Raw genomic sequence first — 24917 nt, 5'->3', positions numbered from 1 at the left:
ATACTATAACTATATGATTTTAAAGGGTTATATATATTGGCACATGCTTTGCTTAGTCGTCAATGTTGTTTCATTATCGTTTACAACATTCGATCAAGACTTTTAGAGAGAGGACTCATAGATGCGTCAATCTATTTTGATTACAGCAGTGTTAGGCACCTTGTCATTGGCACAAGTTTCTTATGCAGCTGAAGAGGAAGCAAAATCTCCTTGGGCAGCGACAGCCAACATTGGCTTCGTGTCAGATTACTATGCACGTGGTATTTCACAAAACTGGCATAAGCCTTCTGTGCAAGGTGGCCTGGATATCACGCATGACAGCGGCTTTTACGTCGGCGCCTGGGGTTCTAACGTGACGCCAAACACATTTCCTGATGCAACGGCTGAAGTTGATGTGTACGGTGGTTATAACGGTGCCGTACCTGGCATTGAAGGTTTAGGTTACAGTGTCGGCTTGATCGGTTACTTGTATCCAGGTGGTTCATGGAAAAAATACAGAAGTTCAGCAGCAGTGGATGCAGGGGGAAATAATGCTGCAAACACAGTATTAACGCCACGTGGCGGCCGCTGGGATACCGCTGAAGTTAACTTTGGCCTGGCTTATGGCTGGGTAAGTGCCAAGCTTTCTGTGACTTTGACTGACTGGTTTGGCGCTGAACGTGCTACCGGCTGGGATGGCAGCACCAAAGGCAGTACTTATTTTGAAGTGAACGCGAACTATCCATTGCCATGGTGGGATCTGACACTAGTTGGTCACGTAGGCCAATTGAATGTGAATGGTAAACTGGATACGACTTTCTCAAGCGATGGCGGCACAAACCTGCCGAGTTCGAGTTTCTCTGGTGCTTCCAGCCCTGATTACACTGACTACAAAATCGGTTTGAGCAAAGCGTTTAAAATCGGTGCTTCTGAAGGTTGGAACGGTGGTATCTACTACGTTGGTGCCAGCAACAAGCAGTACTGGGGTGAGAACGGCTACGGCGGTACCAGTTTTAACGGTAAAGGCGATAGCGTCCGTGCACAAAGTAAAGATTTGAACGAAGGTCGTTTGGTATTGACCTTGACACGTACTTTCTAAGTACAGTCAACACAAGTGCTGTAAACACATCTGGCGGGCACGGTGCCTGCCAGAGTTAACAACAGGAGAAGCAAATGAAATTTGTGTCCGCAATAATCAAGCCATTCAAGCTTGATGAAGTGCGTGAAGCTTTGTCCAATATCGGGGTACAAGGCATCACCGTCACTGAAGTAAAGGGGTTTGGACGCCAAAAGGGGCATACCGAGTTGTACCGTGGCGCTGAATACGTCGTAGACTTTTTACCAAAGGTAAAGCTCGAAGTAGCCATTAAAGACGACATGCTGGATCAGGTGGTCGATGCCATCGAAAAAGCAGCGGCGACTGGCAAGATTGGCGATGGCAAAGTATTTGTCTTCGATTTGGAACAAGTTTATCGTATCCGCACCGGTGAAACCGGTCCGGATGCGCTATAAGAGAGGGCTTCAGTTATGAAGAAAATTCTTTCTGTATTATCGCTGGTCGCCCTGATGGGTCTGGCAGCAACTCCAGTCACCTATGCTGAAGAAACTGTGACAGAGGCTGTGACGGTGACGGAAACAGTCACGCCTGATGCTGCACCTGCAGCCGAAGCGCCAGCAGCAGAAGCCGCGCCCGCTGAGGCCGCCGCCGAAGCACCTGCGACACTGGATGTCGGTAATACCGCATTCATGATTATCGCAACTGTGCTGGTGATCCTGATGACGATTCCTGGTTTGGCACTGTTCTACGGTGGCCTGGTACGTCAGAAAAATATGCTCTCGGTATTGATGCAGGTGTTCGTGGTGTTCTCGCTGATCTCAGTGTTGTGGGCGGCTTATGGCTACAGCCTGACCTTTACTGAAGGCAATATGATCGTTGGTGGGTTAAGCAAGGCGTTTCTGTCTGGCATTACTACTGACAGCCTGACCGGCACCATTCCTGAATATGTGTTCCTGACCTTCCAGATGATTTTTGCTGCGCTGACGCCTGCACTGATCGTTGGTGGTTTTGCCGAGCGTATCAAGTTCTCTGCGGTGCTGCTGTTTACTGCTTTGTGGGTGACATTTGCTTATATCCCGATTGCGCACATGGTGTGGGGTGGTGGTTACCTGGCTGAACTGGGTGCCAAGGACTTTGCTGGTGGTACTGTGGTGCACATCAACGCTGGTGTGGCTGCTCTGGTTGGCGCATTGATGCTGGGCAAACGAATCGGTTACGGTAAAGAAGCCATGCCTCCGCACAACCTGGTGATGACCATGATCGGTGCTTCATTACTGTGGGTGGGTTGGTTCGGTTTCAACGTAGGTAGCGAACTGGCTGCAGATGCGACTGCTGGCATGGTGCTGGTGAATACACAACTGGCAACGGCTGCTGCAGTATTGGGCTGGATCTTTGCTGAGTGGTTGTTCAGAGGCAAGCCTAGCATGTTGGGTGCAGCTTCAGGTGCGGTTGCTGGTCTGGTGGCGATTACTCCGGCGTGTGGTTTCATCGGCCCTATGGGTTCTATCATCCTCGGTTTCACTGCCAGCTTCGTCAGCCTGTGGGGCGTTACTAAACTGAAAGGTGCGCTGGGTTATGATGACTCTCTAGATGTGTTCGGCGTGCATGGCCTGGCAGGTATTTGGGGTGCGGTAGGTACTGGTGTATTGATGGCCCCTGGCTTAGGCGGTGTAGGTTACGCTGAAGGCGTGACCATGGGTGGCCAAGTGACTACGCAGATCATCGCGGTGGTTGTGACGCTGATCTGGACCGGTATTGTGAGCGTGATCTTGTACAAAGTTGTTGATGTCGTGGTTGGTCTGCGTGTCAGCGAAGAGTACGAGCGCGAAGGTCTGGATACGACTGAGCATGGCGAGCGTGCATACAGCTTGTAATGCGAATGATTAGCAGCCTGTGACCACAGGTTTGCTGGGGAAAAACGGCTCTTTCAGAGCCGTTTTTTTTGAACTAAATGCAGTGCAGGGTTACCAATGCACTGGGCCTGAATTACAATAACTTTATTATGGCAAATGCACAGTCGGATTTAACGCCTCTTCAACGAGTTTCCCAACTAATCAGTTTTGAAAAGCAGGATATCCTGCTCTTGGTTTACCTCACCATGGGCTACGGCCTGTTGGGCATCGCAACGCCTGTTGCCGTGCAAACCATGGTCAATCTCGTCACCATGGGCGGCGTGCTGCAACCGCTGTATGTAGTCGGTTTTATCCTGTTTTGCCTGCTGGCACTTTCCGGGGCTATCTATGCGATTGAAAGTTTCCTGGTAGAACTGATCCAGCGCCGGATCTTTATACGCAGCAGTTTGCTGATCGCCCAGAATACCCAGCAGATCCATATTTCTGTCTATGACAAAAACAACCCGGTAGAGCTGGTGAATCGTTATTTCGATATCCAGACTGTACAGAAGTCGGTTGCGACACTACTCACCATCGGCCTGACGGCTTTGCTGCAAGGCCTGATAGGCAGCATCGTGCTGCTTTTCTACAGTTTGTATTTCGGCATCCTGGTCATCATCATGCTAGTGGTGTTGTGGGCAGTCATTTTCTGGCTAGGCAAGCAGGCTGAGCAAAGCGCATTACAGGAATCCAAAGCCAAATATACGATGGCGGCGTGGCTGGAAAATATTGCCAGAAACAAATGGCTATCTAAATTCTATGGCGCAAAGCAGCGCACGCTGGATAAGACAGAACACCTGGCGCAATATTATCTCAAGGCCAGAAGTGACCACTTCAAAGTATTGATGACGCAGCTGATCAGCGCGGTCAGCATGTATGCGGTGATAGGCACCGGCATGCTGGTACTGGGGGGTACGCTGGTGATCAAGGGGCAAATCAACCTTGGGCAATTTGTCGCCGCCGAACTGATTATTTTTGGCGTGCTGTCGGCATTTGTGCGCTTTATCACCAAGCTGGAATATTTTTACGACCTGCTGGCTGCGGTGGATAAGTTAGGCGTGCTGGAAACATTGCCGGTAGAAGCCTCTGGTCAGCATCAATCGAATGGCGATGGTTATCACGAGTTACAGGCCATAGACCTGAGCTTTAATCATCATCATCAAACCGCCTTGGTCAACAAGCTCAACTTTACTGTGCAGCGCGGGCAAAGCCTGGCCATACTTGGTGCCCTGGGTACAGGTAAAAGCACACTTCTGGAACTGATTGCCGGTTTGCGGCAGCCTGAGCAAGGGCATCTGACCTATAACGGCATTGATTTGCGGCAACTGGATTTAAACCACCTGCGTGATCGTATCGGGGTGGCGAACAAGGTGGAGTGGCAGCAGGGCACGATACTGGAGAATCTGCGCCTGACCAGAAACGGGATCGAGATCGATGTGATTATCGATGTCCTGCAGGCACTGGGTTTGTGGGAGGACATCAGCAAACTGGAGCGCGGCATAGAAACCGAACTGACGGATTACGGTGCGCCCATGTCTTACACCCAGTTGCAACGCCTGATGCTGGCGAGAGCCATCATAGGTGCACCGGATTTAATGATTGTGGATGGCTTGCTGGATGGCCTGGCGCAGCATGAGCTGGAACAGGTGCTGACCGTACTCAAGCGCTACGAAGCCAACTGGATGCTGATTGTAACCACGCGCTTCAAGCATATCGCGCAACAATTCCAGCAGGTAATCACGCTGGACAGCGCTAACGGTAAGTCAGGGGCTGAACATGCATAATAAAGTGCAAACAAGCCTGATGCGTGGTGTTGAAACGCCGAATCGGCTGCGGATATGGATCAAGCGCATGGCTTGGTTACTCTTGGTGCTGCCGACCATTTTTATGTTCTTACCCTGGCAGCAAAACGTGACTGCCCTGGGCAAAGTCACTGCCTACTCGCCTTCAGAACGCGTACAAACGATTGATGCGCCGGTGAGCGGGCTGATCAACCGCTGGCATGTACAAGAAGGCACGCAGGTGAAAGAAGGCGATCTGCTGCTGGAGATCAGCGATACTGATCCCAATTTCAAGCAACGCCTGGAAGCACAGCGCGATAACCTGCAAAGCAAATTCACCGCCAAGCAGGATGAGTTAAGTGCCTATGAGTTGCAAAAACAGAGCCTGACTTCAGCCCGGGATGCCAAGATTTCGGCTGCCCAATATAAACTTGATGTCGCCAATCAAAAAGTCCGCAGCAGCCAGGAGGCCGTGAATTCTGCCCAGGCGACGCTGGACGCAGCCAGCTTGCAGGTGGCACGACTGCAACGTTTGTTTGGCGATGGCCTGGTCTCCAAGCGCGACCTGGAAGTGGCCGAGCGCGACCATATTATTGCCAGCCGTAACCTGAGTGCCGCGCAGGCACAATGGCAATCCGCCAAGGCAGAAACCAGCTCTGCCGGGGCCGATATCCAGCAGATCCGCTCGGATACACAGGCTTATCTGGATTCTACTTCTGCGACCATCAACAAGATCAAGGGTGAAATGGCCGATAGTGAAAACAGCCTGCATAGCTCTGAGATATCGTTGGCGCGCCAAAACATGCAAAAAATCGTTGCACCGCGTGACGGCACTATTTTCCGCCTGCCGGTGAACTCGCAATCGCAAATCATCAAACAAGGTGACCCTTTGCTGGTCATCGTGCCGCACACTACACAACGTGCGGTCGAGTTATGGGTAGATGGTCGTGACGCGCCTCTCATCACCCAGCGCAGTGTGGTGCGGCTGGAGTTTGAGGGCTGGCCTGCCATCCAGGTGCCAGGCTGGGCGCAAGTCGGGGTCGGCACCTTTGAAGGCGAGATTTCCTTTGTTGACCCTACCGATAATGGCAGCGGTCACTTCCGCATTATGGTGGTACACAAACCCGGTTCGCCAGAATGGCCTTCACCACGATTCCTGCGGCAGGGCATTAGTGCCAAAGGTTGGGTCTTGCTGGAGCGCGTGACCATAGGCTACGAGATCTGGCGCTTGCTGAACGGCTTCCCGCCGCGTATCCCACACGAAGTGTCGCCCTTGAATACTGGCGTGAGCAAACCGGCATGAGGCGAACTAGCATGAGGCACGCTGGCCGCCTCTGGCAGTGTGCGGGTCTATATGTGCTGATCTGCCTGTCTAATATGGCATGCGCTGACGAAGTCAGTGATACGCGTACCCGGCAGCGATTGGAAAAACCGGAAGGCCGCGCACTGGAAAAATACAGCCAGCAACCGGCACAGCCCTTGCACGATGCGATCAAACAGCAACAACGCAAGCCATCAGTCGCGGTAGATCTCAAGCGCGCGCTGCAACCGTTTGATAACCCTGAAGACGATAGCATGCTGCTCGAAGCGCAAGGCCAGCAGGTGACAATCACCGATATCCGCCAGCGCGCTCTGCAGAATAATTTGCAGGTGAAAGTCGCCCGTATGGACCCGGAACTGGCCAGACAGTCATTGCGCGAGGAGCAAGCCAAGTTCGATCAGGTGATTTTTGCTTATGCCAAATATGCCGAAAAAGACACGCCAGCCATGTCTGGCGATAAAGTGATCATCAAATCTGATAATCCGCTGCTGGATGGCGAGTTGGCCAAGCTAAACCTCGATGCGCAGAAAAAACAATACTGGGATGTGGAAGCTGGCATCAAAGTGCCATTGCGTACCGGCGGCACGGTGACCCTGAGTGCGCCGCTGGAAAACCGGCAAAGCCTGGGCAAATTCGCCAGTGACCAATACCGCAGCGCCCTGCGTTTTTCATTTAGCCAGCCTTTGTTGCGCAATGCCGGGCGGGATGTGAACGAAGCCAGCATCCGCATCGCCGAGCTGGACCGGGACGGCGTGCAGTTGCGTACCCGTTTGCAGACAATTCGTATCGTGGCCATGGTGGATAAGGCTTATTGGGAATTATACGAAGCCTGGGCAGCGCTGGATGTGCGTAAAAACCAGTTTGAATATGCCAGCCAGAATATGGCTATGGTGAAACGCCGGGTACAGGAAGGCCTCACCGCTGCCGTAGAAATCAACCGTGCCGAGATAGGTGTGGCTGACCGCATGGAAGCACTGATTATTGCCGAAACCAACCTCAAACTCGCGCACCGGCAATTACAGTTTTTGTTGAATGATCTGCCGGATGATCAGGAAAAACAATCGCCCTGGGTGCCCGCGACCCCGCCTAACCTGGTCAGATTCGAGTTTGACCGCGCGCACCTGATCCGTGACGCCCTCGACAGCCGCATCGAGCTGCTGGACCAGGAACTTAAATTAAGCGCTGACCTGATACAGATCGATTATCTACAGAACCAGACCTTGCCGATGTTCTCGCTGGATTATCAATATGGCGCATTGTCAGGCTCTGGCGAGCGCTTCAGCGATATAGGCCAGGATCTGTTTGATGGCCGCTACCGTGACTGGTCGCTGGGCCTGAAATTCGAGATGCCGGTGAGCAACGAGGCGCGCAAAGCCAAGCTGGACCGGGCGGTGGCGCAGCGCATGCAGCGCCTGACCACTAAAACGCTGCAAACGCTGACGGTGAAACGCGAGATTCATGATGCGCTCGATAAGATAGACCAGAACTGGCAGCGGATCATTGCGGCACGCCAGCAGGTATTGGTCGCTGGCATCAACTACGAAGCCGAGCTCAAGCAGTTTAACGAAGGGCTACGCACCATGACTGAAGTGCTGGAGACATTGACTCGCCTGGGCGAAGCGCAACTCAAGGAGATACGCGCCATCAGTGATTACCAGATATCGCTGGTCGATGTGGCTTTTGCGACTGGTACCGTATTAGGTCACGGCCAGATCAGTTTGCAGTAGGTTTTTACAGCAGGCGTTGGTGTCGCGAAGAGGGGTTTGGCTATGTCGGATCTGCTGAAGGCTGCGTACGCACCAACTCGCTGAACTGCGATAAATTCATGCGCTGTATGCCGGATTTCTCGCCATTTTTACGCGGTGCCGAGCGAATGTCATCCGCCTCGAAAATACTGATGCGTTGTGTGCCGAACCTTGTCTCAACCAATACCACCGGCACGCGTTTACGCACCAGTTCATGTTTCTGTTTGCCAGGCCGATCTGACATACGGTATTGCTGCTCATCGCCGTGATAAGGGATGTTCTGGTTGAGCAGGTATATCTCTAATTCTTTGGCGCTTTCGGCGAAGACATGGATATCCGTATCGGCATAAGGGCCAGCGGTGCCGTCCAGTACCGAGCCGGTCAGGTGCGGATTGAATTTTTGTAGTAATTGCATGGTCAGCAGCGCAGCCTGGCGCAGATCCAGCAAGTGGGCAGCGTCTGCCTCATCAGCATACAGCGCATGATATTCGCGCAAAGCCATATCGATTTCGGCATTGGTTGGCAGCGGCGCATCCTGCTGGATACCCAATACTTTCACCGCCTTGCGCTTAGCCCGTGCGTAGTCGCTAATGCCTTCTTCAAACATCAGCCTAGCTGCCGATTGCGCTATTTCCTGGCGCAGGTCATTTGGAAAGTCGTCGAACATACGCGCTTTTAACAATCAATCTCTAATTAGGGCTCAATAGTTTTGCTGCAGGGTTGACCGGTGCTTTTCTGTCCTCATCACCGCCGGAGTGTTCACCGATCAGGCGCTCGAGGAAGGAGGGTTCATCCTGATCCGGCGCCTGATCACTCTCAGGGTCAAACAACCCTGGCAGGTTTTCAGGTTGAGATTGCGGCAGGTGCTCTTCATAGAAGTATTCAAAAATGCCCTGGTCATCTTCTCCCACCTGTGCGCCGGTGTAAGTATCCACTTTCAGTTGCAGTATGCCTTCAGGCACTTTGTACTGATAAATCGGTACGCCTTTTAGGGTGTCCTGCATGTATTTGATCCAGATCGGCAAAGCGGCACGGCCACCGGTTTCACCACGCCCCAGGTTGTGCGGGTTGTCGTACCCGACCCAGGCCACTGCGACTTCTTTGGGGTGATAACCGGCGAACCAGGCATCAAACTGGTCATTGGTGGTGCCGGTTTTGCCAGCGATATCCGGACGGCGCAGCGACAGGGCTGCGCGTGCCGTGCCGTCACGCACTACATCTTGCAGCATGGTGGTGATAATGAAGGCGTTACGCTGGTCTATGACCCGCTCTTGCGAGATATGCTTGCCTGGTTGCACCGCCATCACCACCTTGTCACGACTGTCTGTGATCTTTTCGATCAGGTACGGGTGTACCTGATAGCCGCTGTTGGCGAAGGTCGCATAGGCTGCCGCCAGTTGCCAGGACGTGGTGGAACCCGCGCCCAACGCCGTGGACAGATACGGTGGATGGTCTTTAGGATTAAAGCCGAATTTGCGCAGGTAATTTTGCGCATAGCGCGCACCGATGGCGTTCATCAGGCGGATAGAAATAGTGTTTTTCGATTGTGCCAATGCTTCGCGCAAACGCATGGGGCCTGCGTATTTTTCATCATAGTTGCGTGGCTCCCAGTTGCTGTTGCTACCGGTTTCGGTAGAGGCAAAGCTGATGGGTGCATCTTCAAATACGCTGGCAGGTGAATAACCTTTTTCCAGCGCAGCAGAATAAATAAAGGGTTTGAAACTTGAGCCAGGCTGGCGACGTCCCTGCGTCACATGGTTATATTTATTGCGTAGGAAACTGAAGCCGCCTATCAGTGCATTGACCTGGCCGGTTTCCGGGTTGAGCGCGATAAAACCGCTTTCTACCTCCGGCAATTGCACCACCATCCAGTTATCGTTTTGCTGGTAGACGCGAATCACGGCACCTGCGGCCAGTGAGGTCGGTGTGCGCTTGGCGGGCGGCATATGGTTTTTCACCAGTAGCAGGGCTTTGTCCTGCAACTTGAGCACGGTGCCACGCTGAGTGACCAAAGTGAGCAGGTTGGGTTCGACCTTGGTGACCAAGGCGGGCACAAACTGGTTGTAAGTGACAAAATCACGCAGTAATTCGCGGGCTTCGGAAGCCCGCATTTTGCCCGCTGGCAATGGAATGACTTTTTCCGGGCCGCGGAATCCATGACGCAACTCGAAGTTGATGATGCCCTGGATCACCGCGGCATTCGCGGCTTCCTGGTGCTGTTTGTGGATGGTGGTGTAAACCTTGAATCCGCTGCTATAGACTTTTTCGCCATAACGTTTGTACAAGCTGGTGCGGACGATTTCAGACACATATTCTGCGCCTAATGCCTGCACCATGCGTTTTGACGACTGGAACTTGAGCGGTGCCTCCATGGCGGTCTCAAATTCATTTTGTGAAATCATGTTGTAGCGGCGCATATCACGCAGTACTTCATGCTGGCGCCTGATGGCAAAATCCGGGTGAATATAAGGGTCGTATTTGCTGGGCGCCTTTGGCAGGCCGGCCAGCAGGGCGGCTTCCGCCAGGTTAAGTTGACGCAGGTCTTTATCAAAATAGGTTTTCGAGGCCGCGGCAAACCCATAGGCACGCTCGCCCAGGTAGATCTGGTTCAGGTAGAGCTCGAGGATCTTATCTTTGCTGATGGCGTTTTCAATTTTAATCGCCAGCAGGGCTTCCTTGATTTTGGTCCACATGTTACGTGGCGTGGTCGGGCTGCTGAAAAAGTTCTTCGCCACCTGCATGGTGATGGTACTGGCGCCTTCGTGGCCGCGCCCGGTCAGGTTGTTGCGGATCGCGCGCAGGATGCCGGTGGTGTCAATGCCGTTGTGCTGGTAAAAGCGGCGGTCTTCAATCGCCAGGATGGCGTCTTTCATCACCTTGGGTGTTTGCTCGATTGGCACAAACGCGCGTCTTTCCTGGCCAAACTCACCGATCAGGTTGCTTTCGGCATCGTAAATGCGCAACGGAAGTTTCGGGTGGTAATCGGTCAGGGCTTCAAGCGACGGCAGCGAGGGGTAGAGGATGCTTATCATCAATACCAGTAGTGCCGCGACGATCAAACTGCCGATGATGGAGATAAAAAGAAAAGACTGTAACCAGCGTTTTGAATTCATGCCTAGTGTTGCCATCGTGAGAATTACCCCTGAATTGTAATCTTTTTTTGCTGATTCATCGGCAGTTAATTATGGAATCATGCAAATAGTCAGCGCTCGTCTATATATATGAGCAATAACATAATTTACACAATTTACATTAATGCATAAAAAAATTGAGGGGTTGGCACGTTTGATGCATGCCCCTTTAAGAATTTAATACTAGCAAAGGGCAATTCAGTTGAGTCTGGGCTTTTTACAACGGAAAAAAACCAGTTTTATCGGTGTGGATGTCAGCGCGACCGCTATCAAGATGGTGGAGCTATCGGCGATTGGCAAGCACCAGTTTCGACTGGATGGTTACGCCAGCGTTGCCCTGCCTAAAGGTGTGATCAGCGATGGCAATATCAATGATTTAACGCAGGTGGCAGATACGATACGTTCGGCCTGGCGTTTGCTGGGTTCGCGTGCGCGACAAGTGGTGATGGCTTTGCCTGCGTCTGCTGTGATTTCAAAACGCGTCATCATGCCTGCCGGCTTAAGCGATGAAGACCTCGAACTACAGGTCGAAGCCGAGGCTAATCAGTACATCCCTTTTCCGCTGGAAGAAATGAATCTGGATTTCCAGGTGCTGGGGCCGATTGGTAAAAGCACAGATGAAGTGGAAGTGCTGATTGCGGCAGCAAAAAAAGAAAAGATCGATGACCGTGTCGCCGTGGCTGAGGAAGCCGGTTTGAAAGTCAGCATCATGGATGTGGATGCCTACGCCACAGAAACCGCTTACCGTCAGATTTTTAAACAACTACCCGCGCATACCAAAAAAACCGTGACCATGATTCTCGATATCGGTGCCCATGTCACCCATATCAGCGTGATGGTCGGTTTGCATTCAGTGTATTCACGGGAGCAGGCATTTGGCGGCGCTATGCTGTCACAAGAGATTCAACGACGGTTCGGGCTTTCTCCTGAAGAAAGCGAGATCGCCAAACGTCAGGGCGGCTTGCCGGATTCTTATGATCAGGAAGTTTTGCAACCGTTTTTGCAGACGCTGGCGGGTGAGGCAGCGCGTGCTGTGTCTTTCTTCACCAACTCGACCCAGTACAACAAAGTCGACCATTTGCTACTGGCTGGTGGCGTGGCAGCGACAGAAGGCCTTGCGGCTCTGATACAGCAAAAAACCGAGATACACACGCTGGTGGCTAACCCGTTTCACGGCATGACGCTGGTGAATAAAGTGAAGCCTTCACAATTGGAAACCGACGCACCTGCGCTGATGATCGCCTGTGGCCTGGCATTGCGAGGGGTAGACGCATGATTAAAGTCAACCTGCTACCGCATCGCCAGATCCGCCGTGCCGAACGGCAGCGTGAGTTTGGCCTAATGGCATCGCTGGTCGCGATTGCTGCCGCTGCCATCCTGTTTGTCAGCTGGAGTTATGTGGGGGCGCAGATCCGTACCCAGCAGGAACGTAACCAGCGCTTGCAGGACGAAATGGGGCGCCTGGATAAAGAGATTGCGGTGATTGTGACGCTCAAGGAGCAGATCAAGCATGTGCTTGAACGCAAACAGATCGTGGAAGGTTTGCAAAGCGACAGGAACCAGGCAGTGCAGATACTGGATGAACTGGCCAGACTGCTCCCGGAAGGCGTGTCGCTGAAAAGCATCAAGCAGATAGAAAACGAGATAGAACTAAAAGGCATCGCCGATACCAATGCCAGGGTCGCCTCACTGGTGCACAACCTTAGCGGTTCGGCCATTATCCATAGCCCCAATCTGGTGGAAATCAAGGCGACCACTAGCCAGCAGGACATCAAGCAATATGAGTTTGTCGTCAAGATCACGCTCAAGCAAGAACAACCGGATGATAGCCAGGCTAAGCAAAAGCCGGCGGCCCCACAAGGATAATGCGCGTCATGCAACTTTCGGATTTTAACAATATTGATTTAAAAAACGCCGGCAACCTGCCAGTGCCCATGAAAGTGGTGCTGCTGACCATATTGGCGGCCGTGGTGCTAGTACTTGGGTATATGTTTCTGCTCAACCCTAACTTGAAAGAGTTGCACACCGAAAAAGAAAAAGAACAGGGTTTGCGCGATGAATACCTCGCGAAAAAAGCCCAGGCGATGCGAGTGCCAGCCTATCAGCAGCAAGTCGAAGAAATCCAGCGCACCTTTGGTGTGTTGCTCAAACAATTGCCCGATAGATCTGAAATGGATGGCTTGCTGACGGATGTGAATCAGGCCGGTTTGAGCCAGGGATTATCGTTTGAGGCCTTTGTGCCGCAGCCGGAAGTGTTTGCCGAGTTTTATGCTGAAAAACCTATCAATATCAAGGTATTGGGACGTTATCACGAACTGGGTGCCTTTGTGACCGAAGTGGCCAAGTTGTCACGTATCGTCACCCTGCATAATTTGCAGGTGCAGCCGATGGCAAAAGACGACAAGCAGCCACATAGAGATATTCTGGTGATGGAAGCGGTGGCAAAAACCTACCGCTATCTGGATGCGGAAGAAGTCGCCGCACGCAAGGCACAAGAAGACGCCAAGGCAGGTAAAAAATGATGCGCATTCAACCCCTGTTGATTATTAGTCTGACTCTGCTGCTGGCAGCCTGCGGCGCTTCGAAAGAGGATGATCTGACGCAGTTTATGAACGAAGCCGACCATGCGCCAGTTGCGCCGATCGAGCCATTGCCGCAAGTGCAGGGATTCTCGCCTAAGCAATATAACGCGGATGGCGCGCTGCATGACCCGTTTGTGCCGCGCAAGGCGACGGTACATAACACTTTCCAGCCTGACCTTAAACGCCATAAAGAACCGCTGGAAGCTTATCCGCTGGAAAGCCTGAAGTTCGTTGGCGTGATGAGCAAGGCGAGCAAAATATTTGCCACCATACAAACGCCAGACAACATGGTTTACCAGGTCAAGCCAGGCAATTATGTAGGCGAGAAGCTGGGGCTGATCACCGCGCTGGCCGAAAACAGGCAGACATTGAAATACGAATTAAAAGTTAAAGAGACCATTCAAGACACGGTAACTGGTGAATGGACCGAGCAAATGACGACATTGGAATTGCAGGAACATCAATGATGAAAACACTTATATCTTTTGCTACACCGCTAGCATTATTTTTCGTTGGGATGACAACGCAACCATTGATGGCGGCAGACATGCCCGCGGGTAATAATCAATTGCAAGCGGTTGAAGTGACGACACTGCCAGGCGGGCGGCTGAATGTGCAGTTGCAACTGGCACGGCCATTGTCTGCGGCTCCGGCCAGCTTTACTTTGTCGAATCCGCCAAGAGTGGTGTTTGATATCCCGCGCACCAGTAATGCAACGGGTAAAAATGTCGTGGCTATCAATCAGGGCGCGTTGAAATCCGTACAGGTTGCGCAGGCGAATGATCGTAGCCGTATCGTGCTAAATTTATCCAAACCAGTGCAACACCAGTTGCAGTTACAGCAAAATAACTTGCTGATCGCGCTCGCGCAGGAAAGTGGCGAGCTGGTGCCTGCTGCCGCGGCTGCGAAAAGATTCTCGGAGCCAGCCGCAGTAGCAAATCACCGCATCCAGAATATTGATTTTGTACGTGGCAAAAATGGCGAAGGCCGTATCCTGGTCGACCTGTCTGACAGCCATGTCGGCGTGAATGTGCGAAATGCCGGTAAAACGGTGGTGATTGATTTCACCAACACTGAGTTGCCCGAGTCCTTGCAGCGCCGCCTGAATGTGACTAATTTCAACACGCCGGTGCTGTATGTCGACGCCATGCGGCATAACAACCAGGCACAGATTGTGATTGAGCCGCAGGGCGACTGGGAGCAATCAGCGTATCAGGCTGACCGCAAACTGGTGGTGGATATCCGGCCATTGGTGAAAGACCAGAACAAGTTGATTCAGGGTTCTAAACAGGGTTATGCGGGTGAGAAACTATCGCTTAATTTCCAGCGTGTAGATGTCAGGGATGTACTGAAAGTGATTGCTGACTTCACCGGTAAAAATATCGTGGTCAGCGATTCTGTTTCAGGCAGCGTCACCATAGGCCTGAAAGATGTGCCATGGGATCAGGCGTTGGATGTCATCATGCAAAGCAAAGGCCTGGATATGCGGGTGAATGGCAGTGTGATCTCCATCGCCCCGGCGGAAGAATTTGCAGCCAAGGAAAAAGCGCAATTAACCGCAGATGCAGAGCGTGAAACGCTGGAAACATTGCGCACAGAAGTGTTTTCCTTGAAGTATCAAAAAGCCGCTGATTTCAGGAATATGTTACTGGGCGGTGGTGCTGGTGGTGGGGCTTCAACATCGGGTACTTCATCATCGACAGGCTCTTCAGCAGGCCGTATGAACCGTATTCTGTCGCAACGTGGCAGCGTGACTTTCGATGCACGTACCAATACCATTTTTGTACAGGATACGACCAAGAAGCTGGAAGAGATCCAGACCATCATTAATAAAGTAGATGTGCCGGTGAAGCAAGTGATGATTGAGTCACGCATGGTGATCGCTTCCAATACCTTCTCCAAAGCGCTGGGCGCGCGTTTCGGCATTCAGCAAACGGGTACGCCTGGCAGTAATTCGGCCGTAGCGATTGGTGGCAACATCGGTAATAGAGCCACGGCTTACACCGCACCCACTACGCCAACGGGTAATGGTACTTACACCCAAGGTACGCAAGGCGGTACTGTGCAAACAGTGACTGGTTTTGATAACGGGCGTGTGGACCCCAATGGCTATCTGCTGAGTTCAAATGGGCAACCTGACCTGATGTCCAACTTGCCAGTGACCAATGCCTATGGCGGGATCGCCCTGAGCCTGCTCAAGCTGTCGGCTAACTTGTTATTAAACCTTGAGTTGTCTGCTCTGGAAGCAGATTCTCGCGGTAAAGTGATTTCCAGCCCGCGCGTGACCACTGCCAACCAGCAAAAAGCACGTATTGCACAGGGTGTAGAGATCCCTTATCAGACCGCAACCAGCAGCGGGGCAACGGCTGTCAGCTTTAAAAAGGCGGAGTTAAGCCTGGAGGTCACACCACAGATCACACCAGATCAGAAAATCATCATGGATCTGGATGTACGTAAAGACAGCAGGGGTGAAGTGTTGCCTGGTGGCGTGGCCATTAATACGCAAAACGTGCAAACGCAAGTCTTGGTCGGCAATGGTGAAACCGTCGTGCTTGGCGGTATTTATGAGCAAGTGTCGCGTAAAAGTACTGACAAAGTCCCGTTTTTTGGTGACTTGCCTGTTGTCGGCTACGCTTTCAAGCGTAATACCAAGCAGGAAGACAAAACCGAGTTGTTGATTTTTATCACCCCTAAAGTCATGGATGAGACGCTGGCCTTGAACTAATTCCCGCTTGCAACCCCGCTGTTACTGACAGCGGGCGAGCTTTGCCTTAAAATGCCCAACTGGATCGGTTGGGCTTTTTTATGGGTGAGCGTATACCAAACAATATCTTTTTAATCGGTTTAATGGGTGCAGGCAAAACCACGGTTGGCAAATTGATCGCCAAAAGTCTGGGAAAAACCTTCTATGACACCGATCATGTGATCGAGCAGCGCACCGGCGTTAAAATCCCCACCATCTTCGAGCTGGAAGGGGAGGCCGGTTTTCGCAAGCGCGAAACGTCTACCCTGGAAGAGTTCGGGCAGCAGGATAATATCGTGCTGGCCACCGGCGGCGGCGCCATCATCGCGCCAGAAAATCGCGCCATTCTTAAACAATACGGCTATGTGGTGTATCTGCGGGCAAATGTGAATGAGCTATACCTGCGCACCCGCAATGATAAAAATCGCCCCTTGCTGCAAAATGTCGATGTCAAAGCCAAGCTGGAGCAGCTGTTCCATGCCCGCAACCCCCTGTATACCGAAACAGCCGATTTAATCGTCGATACCGGACATCAGCCGGTGGCTGTCATCATTCAAAAAATAGAAACCGCATTGCACGCGCTGGAGCCCTCATGCAAACCTTGACTGTTAGCCTGGCTGACCGTAGCTACCCTATTCATATCGGCAATGGCCTGCTGAGCCAGGTCGAGCTGATCCTGCCACACCTGAAACGCAAGCAGGTGGCGATTGTCAGCAACACCACCGTTGCACCGTTGTATATGCAGGCACTTGCCCAGCCCTTGCGTGAAGCGGGCATCAGTGTCATTGAAATTATTCTGCCCGATGGCGAGGCTTACAAGAATAGCGAGACGCTGCAAACGATTTATGATCATTTGTTGCAGAATCGCTGTGAACGTAACACCACCCTGATTGCACTGGGTGGCGGCGTGATTGGTGACCTGACCGGTTATGCTGCGGCGACTTATTTGCGCGGCGTGCCGTTTATCCAGGTGCCAACCACATTATTGTCACAGGTCGATTCCAGTGTTGGTGGCAAAACCGGCATTAATCATCCATTAGGTAAAAACATGATAGGCGCGTTTTATCAGCCTAAACTGGTGTTGGCGGATATTGATACCCTGAAAACATTACCGCAGCGTGAGTTATCCGCAGGCGTGGCTGAAGTGATCAAATATGGCCTGATCCGCGATGCCGATTTTTTTGACTGGCTGGAAACCAATATGTCTGCACTGATGGCCTTGGACACTGCCGTGACCAGCTATGCGATCTATCGCTCCTGCCAGAACAAAGCCGAAGTGGTGGCAGTGGACGAGCATGAGCAGGGCGAACGCGCCTTGCTGAACCTGGGCCATACCTTTGGGCATGCCATTGAAAACGCAATGGGCTATGGCGTGTGGCTACATGGCGAAGCGGTCGCGACCGGTACGGTGATGGCGGCGGACTTGTCTCAACGCATGGGCTGGCTGAATGCCGCCGAAGTGCAGCGCATCAAAGCCATTCTGCAGGCTGCCAGATTACCGATTGAGGCGCCAGATTTTGGCGCTGAAGAGTATTTGCGACTCATGCAGCTGGATAAAAAAGTCGCTGATGGCCGCATTCGCCTGATTTTGCAGCAAGCAATAGGCAAGGCCGTGATCACCGCTGATTATGATGCCGACAAGTTACAGCAAACACTCTCACTCGCTGCTTGATCGAAACCCACAATGACCTTAGCCAGCTTTGCCGCCAATCCCGAACAAACGCGTGGCCGCAAGGTCGTTGAGCAAGAGTCACCTACGCGCAATGTGTTTCAGCGCGACCGTGACCGCATCATTCACTCCACCGCTTTTCGCCGCCTGGAATATAAGACCCAGGTATTCGTCAACCACGAAGGCGACTTGTTCCGCACCCGCCTGACCCATAGTATCGAAGTCGCACAACTGACGCGTGGCATCGCGCGTACGCTAGGCTTGCATGAAGACCTGGCCGAAGCGATTGCGCTCGCACATGACCTTGGTCATACGCCATTTGGCCATGCCGGGCAGGACGCGCTCAACCACTGCATGCGCGATTTTGGCGGGTTTGAGCATAATCTGCAGTCGTTACGGGTGGTCGATCTGCTGGAAAACCGTTACGCCAGTTTTGACGGGCTGAACCTCACGTTTGAAGTGCGTGAAGGTATCTTAAAGCATTGTTCGCGTAAAAATGCCGAGCAATTAGGCGATGTCGGCGAGCGCTTCTTGCACAAAGGGTCACCCAGCCTCGAAGCACAAGTGACTAACTTTGCTGATGAAATCGCCTATAACAATCATGATGTGGATGATGGTCTGCGCTCAGGCCTGATCACCATTCAGCAGTTATCTGGCATTCAGCTGTTTGCCGAAAATATGGCGGAAGTGAAACACCTGTATGGCGAGATCGAAGAAAAGCGCTTGATTCATGAAACCATCCGCCGCATGATCAATGTGCTGGTGGTGGATTTGTGTGAGCAGAGTCGGCAGGCCATCGCAGCGCTTAATCCGGCGACTATTGCAGATGTGCGCAAAGCACCGTATTTGGTCGGCTTTAGCCAGCAAATTGCTGCTAAAAATCACGAACTGAAGAAATTTTTGCACAAGCATTTATATCAGCATTACAAAGTCAATCGTATGAGCGCCAAAGCCAGGCGGATCATTGAAGAGTTGTTTTCTGCTTTTACGCAATCACCCAAGTTAATGCCAGATGAGCACCAGCTCGCAGCCAGGCAGGATCCGGCGCGTGCTGTCGCCGATTATATTGCTGGCATGACAGACCGCTATGCGATACGCGAGCATAAGCGACTTTTTTCTGTTGAGGAAAGCTGGTAAGGGGCTGAAGGGTGTTGCTGGTGGTTTTGGATCAGGCCAGATACCCAGGCTAGCTGAGCAATCGCCCGCGTTGTGGCTGAAAGCGTGTTGAGGGTGGTTAGGGAAAATAAAAAAGCGAGTGGCAGTTTGCGCACTCGCTTTTTTACCGCAGTTAGCTATTTAGCGACTTGCCTTTCACGCATTTCATCCAGCGTTTTGCAATCAATACACAGTGTGGCAGTTGGCCGTGCTTCCAGGCGTTTGAGGCCGATCTCAATGCCGCAGCCTTCGCAGTAGCCATAGTCGCCGGCATCGATATTGCGCAATGTCTCGTCAATTTTCTTGATCAACTTACGTTCGCGGTCACGGTTGCGCAGCTCCAAAGCCATGTCTGACTCCTGGCTCGCGCGGTCGTTCGGGTCCGCAAAGCTAGTCACTTCGTCCTGCATGGTGTGCACCGTACGGTCAATATCGTGACTCAGTTCAGCTTTCCAGTTATTGAGGATGCTTTTGAAATGATCCTGCTGTTTTTTGTTCATGTACTCCTCACCGGCGGCTGGCTGGTAAGGGACAAAAGATTTGTTAACGGTGTCTGCCATGATGGTTCCAAAGGACGAAACTACTTGATATTACTGCCTTTACGGCGCTTTTTACTGCATTACGTTAATCAATAATCGCGCGAGTTTACACCGATTTTATGGGCTTGCAAAGCATCTTTGTCAAAGGGCGGCTTTGCCAGTTAAGCCTGCTCCCTTAGTTCCAGCGCCTTCAGCGTATTTTCCATCAGGGTTGCCACTGTCATGGGTCCAACGCCACCAGGTACCGGCGTAATATAAGCGGCGCGTGACTTCGCTACCTCGAATTCAACATCACCCGCTAGTTTGCCGTCCGGCAGGCGGTTAATGCCGATATCCACCACAATCGCGCCTGGTTTGATCCATTCCCCTTTGATCAGTCTAGGCTTGCCCGCGGCCGCGACCACGATATCCGAGCGCGATACATGCGCTGCCAGATCTTTGGTATGGCGATGGCAACTGGTCACTGTACAGCCAGCCAGCAATAATTCCAGTCCCATGGGGCGGCCGACATGGTTAGAAACGCCGACCACCACCGCATCCAGCCCCTTCAGGTTAATGCCACTGGCTTGCAGCATTTTAATGACGCCATAAGGCGTGCAGGAGCGCAATTGCGGCTGACGCACGGCCAGTAAGCCTATATTGTAGGGGTGAAAGCCATCCACATCTTTGGCCGGGTCTATCAGTGCCAGAATCGCAGTTTCATCAATATGATGCGGCAGGGGTGATTGCACCAAAATGCCATCGGTATTCGGGTCCTGATTCAGGGTTTGAATCAGGCTGAATAACTCCGTTTGTGAAATGCTGGCATGCAATCTATGCGCCTGGGAAACAATGCCTACTTTCTCGCAGGCGATCTGTTTATTGCGTACATAAATGGCAGATGCCGGATCATCACCTACCAGTACAACCGCCAGACAAGGGGCGCGTTTACCGGCTTTCAGGCGTTGGTCAATATTATTTTTAATATCGTCTAATAGTTGATTGGCAATTTGCTTACCATCAATAATGTGTGCGCTCATGAGCAAAAAATCATCGTTAAAAATAGAATTTTATCACATCAGGATTGACACGATTTCGGAAAATCGGTTATATTCCTGCTTTCGGCGTGTAGCGTAGTCTGGTAGCGCGCCTGCTTTGGGAGCAGGATGTCGGGAGTTCGAATCTCTCCACGCCGACCAGTTTCTCTGGAATGCCCAATCGTAATGTAACTACTATCTGCTCGTAGCTCAACTGGATAGAGCACCAACCTTCTAAGTTGGGGGTTACAGGTTCGATTCCTGTCGGGCAGGCCAATGTAAAAGTCTCTATGGTGGCTGTAGCTCAGTTGGTAGAGTCCAGGATTGTGATTCCTGTTGTCGTGGGTTCGAGCCCCATCAGCCACCCCATTTATCTCCTGCTGTTTCCAGCCATATCTAACATTCGTTTTAATATTTAGCTAAATTTAAAAGATTGATTAAAAATACTGGCTCTCTTCGCCAGTAAGTCGGAAGCTTGCCTCTGGTAAAGTGTTCAAAACCCTTAATGCTGAACACATGACTACTCCATTACATCTTGGCGAATTTATGCAAGCGCTTACTGACCTTACTAAGGTCAGGGAGAGTCTTGCGCTGGACCCAGCCTTGCTTTCGCTGATGCAGCACTGGTTAAATGTTTTCGCGGCCCAACCGCAGCCGATCAGAATGCAGGTGTTATCAAGGCGACAACTGGTTTCTGTCATCCATACGCTTGAAGATGGTAAGAACACCCATGCGGCATTTGATGGCTGGATGCCGGAAAATTACGCCTTATTGCTGGATCACATGGATAAGGGTTCTCATCAATATGAATGTCTGGAAACCAGTAGCGGCAAGCTGCATATTTTCCCTTTACAACAAAGCATTGCGCACAAGCATGCCATCCTGCTGATACAGCATGAAGCCCTGGATGACGTAGCGATAGGCTTGATCAAACAATGCCTGGATATGTTTCATCATTATGCCAGCCTGATTATCGAGAACGAGCGTGATGCGTTAACCGGGCTGCTCAATCGCAAAACCTTTGATCATTGCGTCAGCAAAATCCTGCTCAATGATTACAAGCCTGAATTCAAGTTTCCGCTGCATCACTTCCTGGCCATTTTTGATATCGATTTTTTCAAGAAAATTAATGATACTTATGGTCACCTGATTGGTGACGAAGTCTTGTTATTGCTTTCCCGGCTGATGCAGCAGACCTTTCGCGAAGGCGATTTGCTGTTCCGCTTTGGCGGGGAGGAGTTTGTCGGTGTATTTTCATGTGCAGATGAAAATGACATCACTGTTTTGCTTGAACGATTTAAAACGACGTTGAACGCCTATGTCTTTCCACAGGTGGGGCACGTTTCCATGAGCGTCGGCTGTTCACGCATGGCACTGAATGTGCTGCCAAACACGGTGTTGGAGCGCGCTGACGAGGCTTTATACTACGCCAAAGAACATGGTAGAAACCAGATATGTTTCTACGAAGAGCTGATTGAAAATGGTCTGCTCAGTGACAGTACTAAAGCAGGCGAAATCGAACTGTTTTAAATTTCGTGCCCGATTTTTTTCATTTAAAACTTGAAGTTACCTGCGCCAGTTTCTCTGATGATTTGACAATTATTATTAACTATTATTAATATATGTTAACAATAATCAAATTCATCAGGGGGAGTGGATGCGTTTCGCAGCCATACTACTTGCTTGTCTATGGCTTATAGCATGCGCTAGGCAGGCTGTAGATGATGGCAATCGTCATTCCACTTTACACCTGCCTGAACTCAGGGCACATAACACATTCACCCCACCGCTAGTCAATTATCCTGAAGTTGACGCGCTTGAAGTTGAGCCCGCGCTGGTGGCCAAACCGCCTCTCAAATCAGCAACACCTACCTTATTAATCAACCTTGTGGTCCAGGAAGCACCAGTGCAGGAAGTCTTGCAGGCGCTTGCCAGGGAAAGCCATCTCAATATGGATATCCATCCTGGTTTGAGAGGCAAGGTCTCCTTACATGCGGTACAGCAATCTATCCCCGCGATCTTGTCACGTATCGCCAGGCAGGTGGATATGTATTACGAGTGGGGCAATGGTGTCTGGTCGATTGCGCCGGATATGCCGGTATTGCGCAGCTACCGTTTGAATTACGTGAATATGACGCGTGATACCACAGGTTTTATCGGTGTGGCTAGCGAGATCAATAGCACTGGCAGACCAGCCACCGGATCCCCACAAAATAGTAATAGTGCAGCGGTCACATCGCTGTCAACCCCAGGCGGCAATAGCAACAGTTCGCGAACGGCCGTTGCAACACAATCGCGTTACCACTTATGGGAAAGCGTTGTGCAAAATATCCAGGCTTTGCTGGAAGAAACTGATAAAGCGACTATCGCCAGAGACGAAGTAGTGGAAGCCAGCACAGCTATCACAAGTCTGGTGCTACCAGTCTCAGAGCCTTTAGAGGGCGAAACGACTAGCCAGAATGCTGAGAGAAATACGCAATCTCCGCAAACTGCTGCCAGGTCAGAAAAAGCACAGCAAGCGCATATTCGCTGGCGCGCTTCACGATTAATCGCCAATCCCGAGACTGGCATACTCACGGTGCGCGCGTCGCATAGCCAGCAGGCGCAAGTGAAGGCTTATCTGGAGTCCGTCATGCAAGTGGCAGCCAGGCAAGTGCTGATCGAAGCGACGATCGTAGAAGTAGAGTTAAGTAAAAGTTTCCAGATGGGCATAGACTGGAGCCGCTTGTCTTCATCCGCCCAGCAGCGTGGATGGCAATTTTCGCAATCATTGGGCAACGACGCCGCACAATTCAATAGCACTACCAGCCGCTTCGAAAGCAATAACAGTAAAAATGCGCTTGGCCAGAATAACGGCGATGTGGCGTTTATGTTGGGATACTTCAACCCATTTAGCCGGTTTGGCAATTTGAGTGCCAGTGTCACTTTGCTCGAGCAGTTTGGCAAAACGCGCGTACTTTCCAGCCCCAAATTAATGGTGCTGAATAACCAGACCGCGATTTTGAAGGTGGTCGATAACCTGGTGTACTTCACTATCCAGTCGCAAATCTCACAAAGCAGCAGTAATAACGGCGCAAATCTGCAGGCGGTGACCACCACGGCCAATACCGTGCCGGTAGGGCTGGTGATGGCAGTGACCGCCCAGATCAATAGCCAGAAACGCGTGAATCTGAATGTGCGCCCAACCGTCTCCAAAGTGCTGCGTTATATAGAAGACCCTAACCCGCAACTGGGCAGTGGCAGCACGCGCATCGTCAGCAGTATTCCCGAAATACAGGTACGCGAAATGGAATCTGTCCTCAATATCGCCAGCGGCAATGTAGCGATATTGGGCGGGTTGATGCAGGAAGACCAGCGTGATTTCAAGGATAGAGTGCCTGGGCTGGCGAGTATCCCGCTCATCGGCTATGCGTTTCAGGGTAAAAATCAGGCGGCTAAAAAAACAGAGCTAGTGGTTTTCTTGCGGCCCACTGTCATTGGTCTGGCCGATGTCAAAGCAGGTGACCTGAAGCCATTTGAATCTTTGTTGCCGGAGTCATTGCCCGCAGACGATATTGATTTTGGATTGGGCGAGCCATCATGAAGATTATCCCATGAGCAAGCGATTTATCAGGCGGATCAAACTTTATCTGTCGTTTAAAAAGGTATATCGCGGCTCTTTGGTGCTGACACCTACCTGGAAAACCGAGACAGGGCTAACCGCGCTGTTGTCTGCCGGTATGGCGCTGATGGGCGTAGTAACGGCAGTGCTAATCAAAACGATGTTTTTTGATACACAGTCGCATACGGCAGAAGTCGGATTGAAAAACATGCAGCCACCACCCCTGCTGACTAGTCATGTACCTATTGAACAAAAGGTGTCAAACAGCCTGGTTGCCGTAAAAAACAATGAAACATTGTTTCAGTTAAATAAGCCGCCAGTACAGGAAGCACCACCAGCCGAGCAACATGCGCAGCTTGAAAGGCCGCATCGCACAGCTAAAGTGCCCATACAGCAAATGCGGCCTTGGCACTTGCAAATTCACCGTCCATCCATGTCAACAACACACATGGAGGGCATAATTGCCAACGCACACGAGCTCTTGCAATCCGGGCAAGTCAGTCTAGCCAGGCAGGCTTTTCTCATGCTTTTAACCCAGGATGCGCATAGTGTGGAAGCGATAGCGGGCATGCTGCTGGTTTCCCGGCAGTTGGGCGATAGCCAAAGCGAGGAAGAATATCTGGAGAAGTTGCGGCAAGAGATTCCGGATTATGAAGAGGGCACCGTGATGGGCAACGAAGTTTCTTCGATCAAGGAACAAGGATAG

21 protein-coding genes and 3 tRNA genes are annotated in these 24917 nt (G+C 51.5%); 20 read left to right on the top strand and 4 right to left on the bottom strand.

Annotation, left to right across the window (positions count from 1 at the left end; genetic code table 11):
- Positions 1 to 121 precede the first annotated feature (121 nt).
- The 6 genes from ACTS9Y_RS05610 to ACTS9Y_RS05585 all read left to right on the top strand — a co-directional run bounded on the left by ACTS9Y_RS05610 (position 122) and on the right by ACTS9Y_RS05585 (position 7757).
- Positions 122 to 1078, top strand: coding sequence for a TorF family putative porin (locus ACTS9Y_RS05610; protein WP_442584991.1), 957 nt, complete (start codon positions 122 to 124; stop codon positions 1076 to 1078).
- Positions 1079 to 1152: 74 nt separating this feature from the next.
- Entirely contained in the window at positions 1153 to 1491 is a 339-nt protein-coding gene (gene glnK, locus ACTS9Y_RS05605) for a P-II family nitrogen regulator (protein WP_018986930.1), read from the top strand.
- Between the two features lie 15 nt (positions 1492 to 1506).
- On the top strand, positions 1507 to 2910 hold the full coding sequence (locus tag ACTS9Y_RS05600) for an ammonium transporter (RefSeq protein WP_442584990.1): 1404 nt from the start codon (positions 1507 to 1509) through the stop codon (positions 2908 to 2910).
- A 128-nt stretch (positions 2911 to 3038) separates the two neighbouring features.
- Positions 3039 to 4712, top strand: coding sequence for a peptidase domain-containing ABC transporter (locus ACTS9Y_RS05595; protein ID WP_442584989.1), 1674 nt, complete (start codon positions 3039 to 3041; stop codon positions 4710 to 4712).
- Complete coding sequence (locus ACTS9Y_RS05590) at positions 4705 to 6012, top strand: HlyD family secretion protein (RefSeq protein WP_442584988.1); 1308 nt, start codon at positions 4705 to 4707, stop codon at positions 6010 to 6012. The genes ACTS9Y_RS05595 and ACTS9Y_RS05590 overlap by 8 nt, the downstream gene beginning before the upstream one ends.
- A gap of 11 nt (positions 6013 to 6023) precedes the next feature.
- Positions 6024 to 7757, top strand: a complete 1734-nt coding sequence (locus tag ACTS9Y_RS05585) for a TolC family protein (RefSeq protein WP_442584987.1) — start codon at positions 6024 to 6026, stop codon at positions 7755 to 7757.
- Between the two features lie 40 nt (positions 7758 to 7797).
- Here the strand turns inward: ACTS9Y_RS05585 and ACTS9Y_RS05580 are convergent, their stop codons facing one another.
- The gene (locus ACTS9Y_RS05580; RefSeq protein WP_442584986.1) at positions 7798 to 8442 is read right to left on the bottom strand and encodes a hypothetical protein; all 645 of its coding nucleotides are present in this window, start codon (positions 8440 to 8442) and stop codon (positions 7798 to 7800) included.
- Between the two features lie 22 nt (positions 8443 to 8464).
- Positions 8465 to 10888, bottom strand: coding sequence for a penicillin-binding protein 1A (locus ACTS9Y_RS05575; RefSeq protein ID WP_442586905.1), 2424 nt, complete (start codon positions 10886 to 10888; stop codon positions 8465 to 8467).
- Positions 10889 to 11108: 220 nt separating this feature from the next.
- On the opposite strand from ACTS9Y_RS05575, the gene ACTS9Y_RS05570 reads away from it, so the two are divergent.
- The 8 genes from ACTS9Y_RS05570 (at position 11109) to ACTS9Y_RS05535 (ending at position 19037) form a co-directional block, all read left to right on the top strand.
- Positions 11109 to 12182 (top strand): pilus assembly protein PilM, encoded by a 1074-nt coding sequence (locus ACTS9Y_RS05570; RefSeq protein WP_442584985.1) that lies wholly within the window; start codon positions 11109 to 11111, stop codon positions 12180 to 12182.
- On the top strand, positions 12179 to 12772 hold the full coding sequence (locus ACTS9Y_RS05565) for a PilN domain-containing protein (RefSeq protein WP_442584984.1): 594 nt from the start codon (positions 12179 to 12181) through the stop codon (positions 12770 to 12772). The genes ACTS9Y_RS05570 and ACTS9Y_RS05565 overlap by 4 nt, the downstream gene beginning before the upstream one ends.
- Positions 12773 to 12780: 8 nt before the next feature.
- Positions 12781 to 13428: a type 4a pilus biogenesis protein PilO gene (locus tag ACTS9Y_RS05560; protein ID WP_442584983.1), complete on the top strand. Its 648-nt coding sequence runs from the start codon at positions 12781 to 12783 to the stop codon at positions 13426 to 13428.
- Complete coding sequence (locus ACTS9Y_RS05555) at positions 13425 to 13955, top strand: pilus assembly protein PilP (protein ID WP_442584982.1); 531 nt, start codon at positions 13425 to 13427, stop codon at positions 13953 to 13955. Before ACTS9Y_RS05560 ends, ACTS9Y_RS05555 begins: the two co-directional genes overlap by 4 nt.
- A gap of 50 nt (positions 13956 to 14005) precedes the next feature.
- Positions 14006 to 16213, top strand: coding sequence for a type IV pilus secretin PilQ (gene pilQ / locus ACTS9Y_RS05550; protein ID WP_442586904.1), 2208 nt, complete (start codon positions 14006 to 14008; stop codon positions 16211 to 16213).
- 80 nt (positions 16214 to 16293) lie between these two features.
- Positions 16294 to 16836, top strand: a complete 543-nt coding sequence (locus ACTS9Y_RS05545; RefSeq protein WP_442584981.1) for a shikimate kinase — start codon at positions 16294 to 16296, stop codon at positions 16834 to 16836.
- On the top strand, positions 16824 to 17903 hold the full coding sequence (gene aroB / locus ACTS9Y_RS05540) for a 3-dehydroquinate synthase (RefSeq protein WP_442584980.1): 1080 nt from the start codon (positions 16824 to 16826) through the stop codon (positions 17901 to 17903). The genes ACTS9Y_RS05545 and aroB overlap by 13 nt, the downstream gene beginning before the upstream one ends.
- Before the next feature lie 12 nt (positions 17904 to 17915).
- Entirely contained in the window at positions 17916 to 19037 is a 1122-nt protein-coding gene (locus ACTS9Y_RS05535; protein ID WP_442584979.1) for a deoxyguanosinetriphosphate triphosphohydrolase, read from the top strand.
- 155 nt (positions 19038 to 19192) lie between these two features.
- Here the strand turns inward: ACTS9Y_RS05535 and dksA are convergent, their stop codons facing one another.
- Together dksA and folD are read right to left on the bottom strand one after the other, a co-directional pair.
- Positions 19193 to 19615, bottom strand: coding sequence for an RNA polymerase-binding protein DksA (dksA, locus tag ACTS9Y_RS05530; RefSeq protein ID WP_442584978.1), 423 nt, complete (start codon positions 19613 to 19615; stop codon positions 19193 to 19195).
- 140 nt (positions 19616 to 19755) lie between these two features.
- Positions 19756 to 20613, bottom strand: coding sequence for a bifunctional methylenetetrahydrofolate dehydrogenase/methenyltetrahydrofolate cyclohydrolase FolD (folD, locus tag ACTS9Y_RS05525; protein WP_442584977.1), 858 nt, complete (start codon positions 20611 to 20613; stop codon positions 19756 to 19758).
- Between the two features lie 82 nt (positions 20614 to 20695).
- On the opposite strand from folD, the gene ACTS9Y_RS05520 reads away from it, so the two are divergent.
- The 6 genes from ACTS9Y_RS05520 to ACTS9Y_RS05495 all read left to right on the top strand — a co-directional run bounded on the left by ACTS9Y_RS05520 (position 20696) and on the right by ACTS9Y_RS05495 (position 24917).
- A tRNA-Pro gene (locus ACTS9Y_RS05520) sits at positions 20696 to 20772 on the top strand.
- A 37-nt stretch (positions 20773 to 20809) separates the two neighbouring features.
- Positions 20810 to 20886, top strand: a tRNA-Arg gene (locus tag ACTS9Y_RS05515).
- 17 nt (positions 20887 to 20903) lie between these two features.
- Positions 20904 to 20979: transfer RNA gene (locus ACTS9Y_RS05510), tRNA-His, on the top strand.
- Positions 20980 to 21126: 147 nt separating this feature from the next.
- Complete coding sequence (locus ACTS9Y_RS05505) at positions 21127 to 22140, top strand: GGDEF domain-containing protein (RefSeq protein ID WP_442584976.1); 1014 nt, start codon at positions 21127 to 21129, stop codon at positions 22138 to 22140.
- A gap of 127 nt (positions 22141 to 22267) precedes the next feature.
- A complete protein-coding gene (gene mshL / locus ACTS9Y_RS05500) occupies positions 22268 to 24193 on the top strand; it encodes a pilus (MSHA type) biogenesis protein MshL (RefSeq protein WP_442584975.1) in 1926 nt (641 codons plus the stop codon).
- Between the two features lie 10 nt (positions 24194 to 24203).
- Positions 24204 to 24917: a hypothetical protein gene (locus ACTS9Y_RS05495; protein WP_442584974.1), complete on the top strand. Its 714-nt coding sequence runs from the start codon at positions 24204 to 24206 to the stop codon at positions 24915 to 24917.

The organism is Methylophilus sp., from assembly GCF_052173275.1.
Lineage (GTDB): Bacteria > Pseudomonadota > Gammaproteobacteria > Burkholderiales > Methylophilaceae > Methylophilus.
Note: the sequence above shows the minus strand (reverse complement) of the source record. Positions and strands in the feature narration are given on the sequence as shown.

Bases quoted from the DNA above. Each gene is read 5' to 3' on its own strand.
- ACTS9Y_RS05545 (WP_442584981.1), top strand. From the start codon at position 16,294: ATGGGTGAGCGTATACCAAACAATATCTTTTTAATCGGTTTAATGGGT.
- ACTS9Y_RS05505 (WP_442584976.1), top strand. From the start codon at position 21,127: ATGACTACTCCATTACATCTTGGCGAATTTATGCAAGCGCTTACTGAC.
- ACTS9Y_RS05590 (WP_442584988.1), top strand. From the start codon at position 4,705: ATGCATAATAAAGTGCAAACAAGCCTGATGCGTGGTGTTGAAACGCCG.
- ACTS9Y_RS05575 (WP_442586905.1), bottom strand. From the start codon at position 10,888: ATGAATTCAAAACGCTGGTTACAGTCTTTTCTTTTTATCTCCATCATC.
- ACTS9Y_RS05535 (WP_442584979.1), top strand. From the start codon at position 17,916: ATGACCTTAGCCAGCTTTGCCGCCAATCCCGAACAAACGCGTGGCCGC.
- dksA (WP_442584978.1), bottom strand. From the start codon at position 19,615: ATGGCAGACACCGTTAACAAATCTTTTGTCCCTTACCAGCCAGCCGCC.
- ACTS9Y_RS05555 (WP_442584982.1), top strand. From the start codon at position 13,425: ATGATGCGCATTCAACCCCTGTTGATTATTAGTCTGACTCTGCTGCTG.
- mshL (WP_442584975.1), top strand. From the start codon at position 22,268: ATGCGTTTCGCAGCCATACTACTTGCTTGTCTATGGCTTATAGCATGC.
- ACTS9Y_RS05580 (WP_442584986.1), bottom strand. From the start codon at position 8,442: ATGTTCGACGACTTTCCAAATGACCTGCGCCAGGAAATAGCGCAATCG.
- pilQ (WP_442586904.1), top strand. From the start codon at position 14,006: ATGACAACGCAACCATTGATGGCGGCAGACATGCCCGCGGGTAATAAT.
- ACTS9Y_RS05595 (WP_442584989.1), top strand. From the start codon at position 3,039: ATGGCAAATGCACAGTCGGATTTAACGCCTCTTCAACGAGTTTCCCAA.
- folD (WP_442584977.1), bottom strand. From the start codon at position 20,613: ATGAGCGCACACATTATTGATGGTAAGCAAATTGCCAATCAACTATTA.
- ACTS9Y_RS05585 (WP_442584987.1), top strand. From the start codon at position 6,024: ATGAGGCACGCTGGCCGCCTCTGGCAGTGTGCGGGTCTATATGTGCTG.
- aroB (WP_442584980.1), top strand. From the start codon at position 16,824: ATGCAAACCTTGACTGTTAGCCTGGCTGACCGTAGCTACCCTATTCAT.
- glnK (WP_018986930.1), top strand. From the start codon at position 1,153: ATGAAATTTGTGTCCGCAATAATCAAGCCATTCAAGCTTGATGAAGTG.
- ACTS9Y_RS05610 (WP_442584991.1), top strand. From the start codon at position 122: ATGCGTCAATCTATTTTGATTACAGCAGTGTTAGGCACCTTGTCATTG.
- ACTS9Y_RS05565 (WP_442584984.1), top strand. From the start codon at position 12,179: ATGATTAAAGTCAACCTGCTACCGCATCGCCAGATCCGCCGTGCCGAA.
- ACTS9Y_RS05495 (WP_442584974.1), top strand. From the start codon at position 24,204: ATGAGCAAGCGATTTATCAGGCGGATCAAACTTTATCTGTCGTTTAAA.
- ACTS9Y_RS05560 (WP_442584983.1), top strand. From the start codon at position 12,781: ATGCAACTTTCGGATTTTAACAATATTGATTTAAAAAACGCCGGCAAC.
- ACTS9Y_RS05600 (WP_442584990.1), top strand. From the start codon at position 1,507: ATGAAGAAAATTCTTTCTGTATTATCGCTGGTCGCCCTGATGGGTCTG.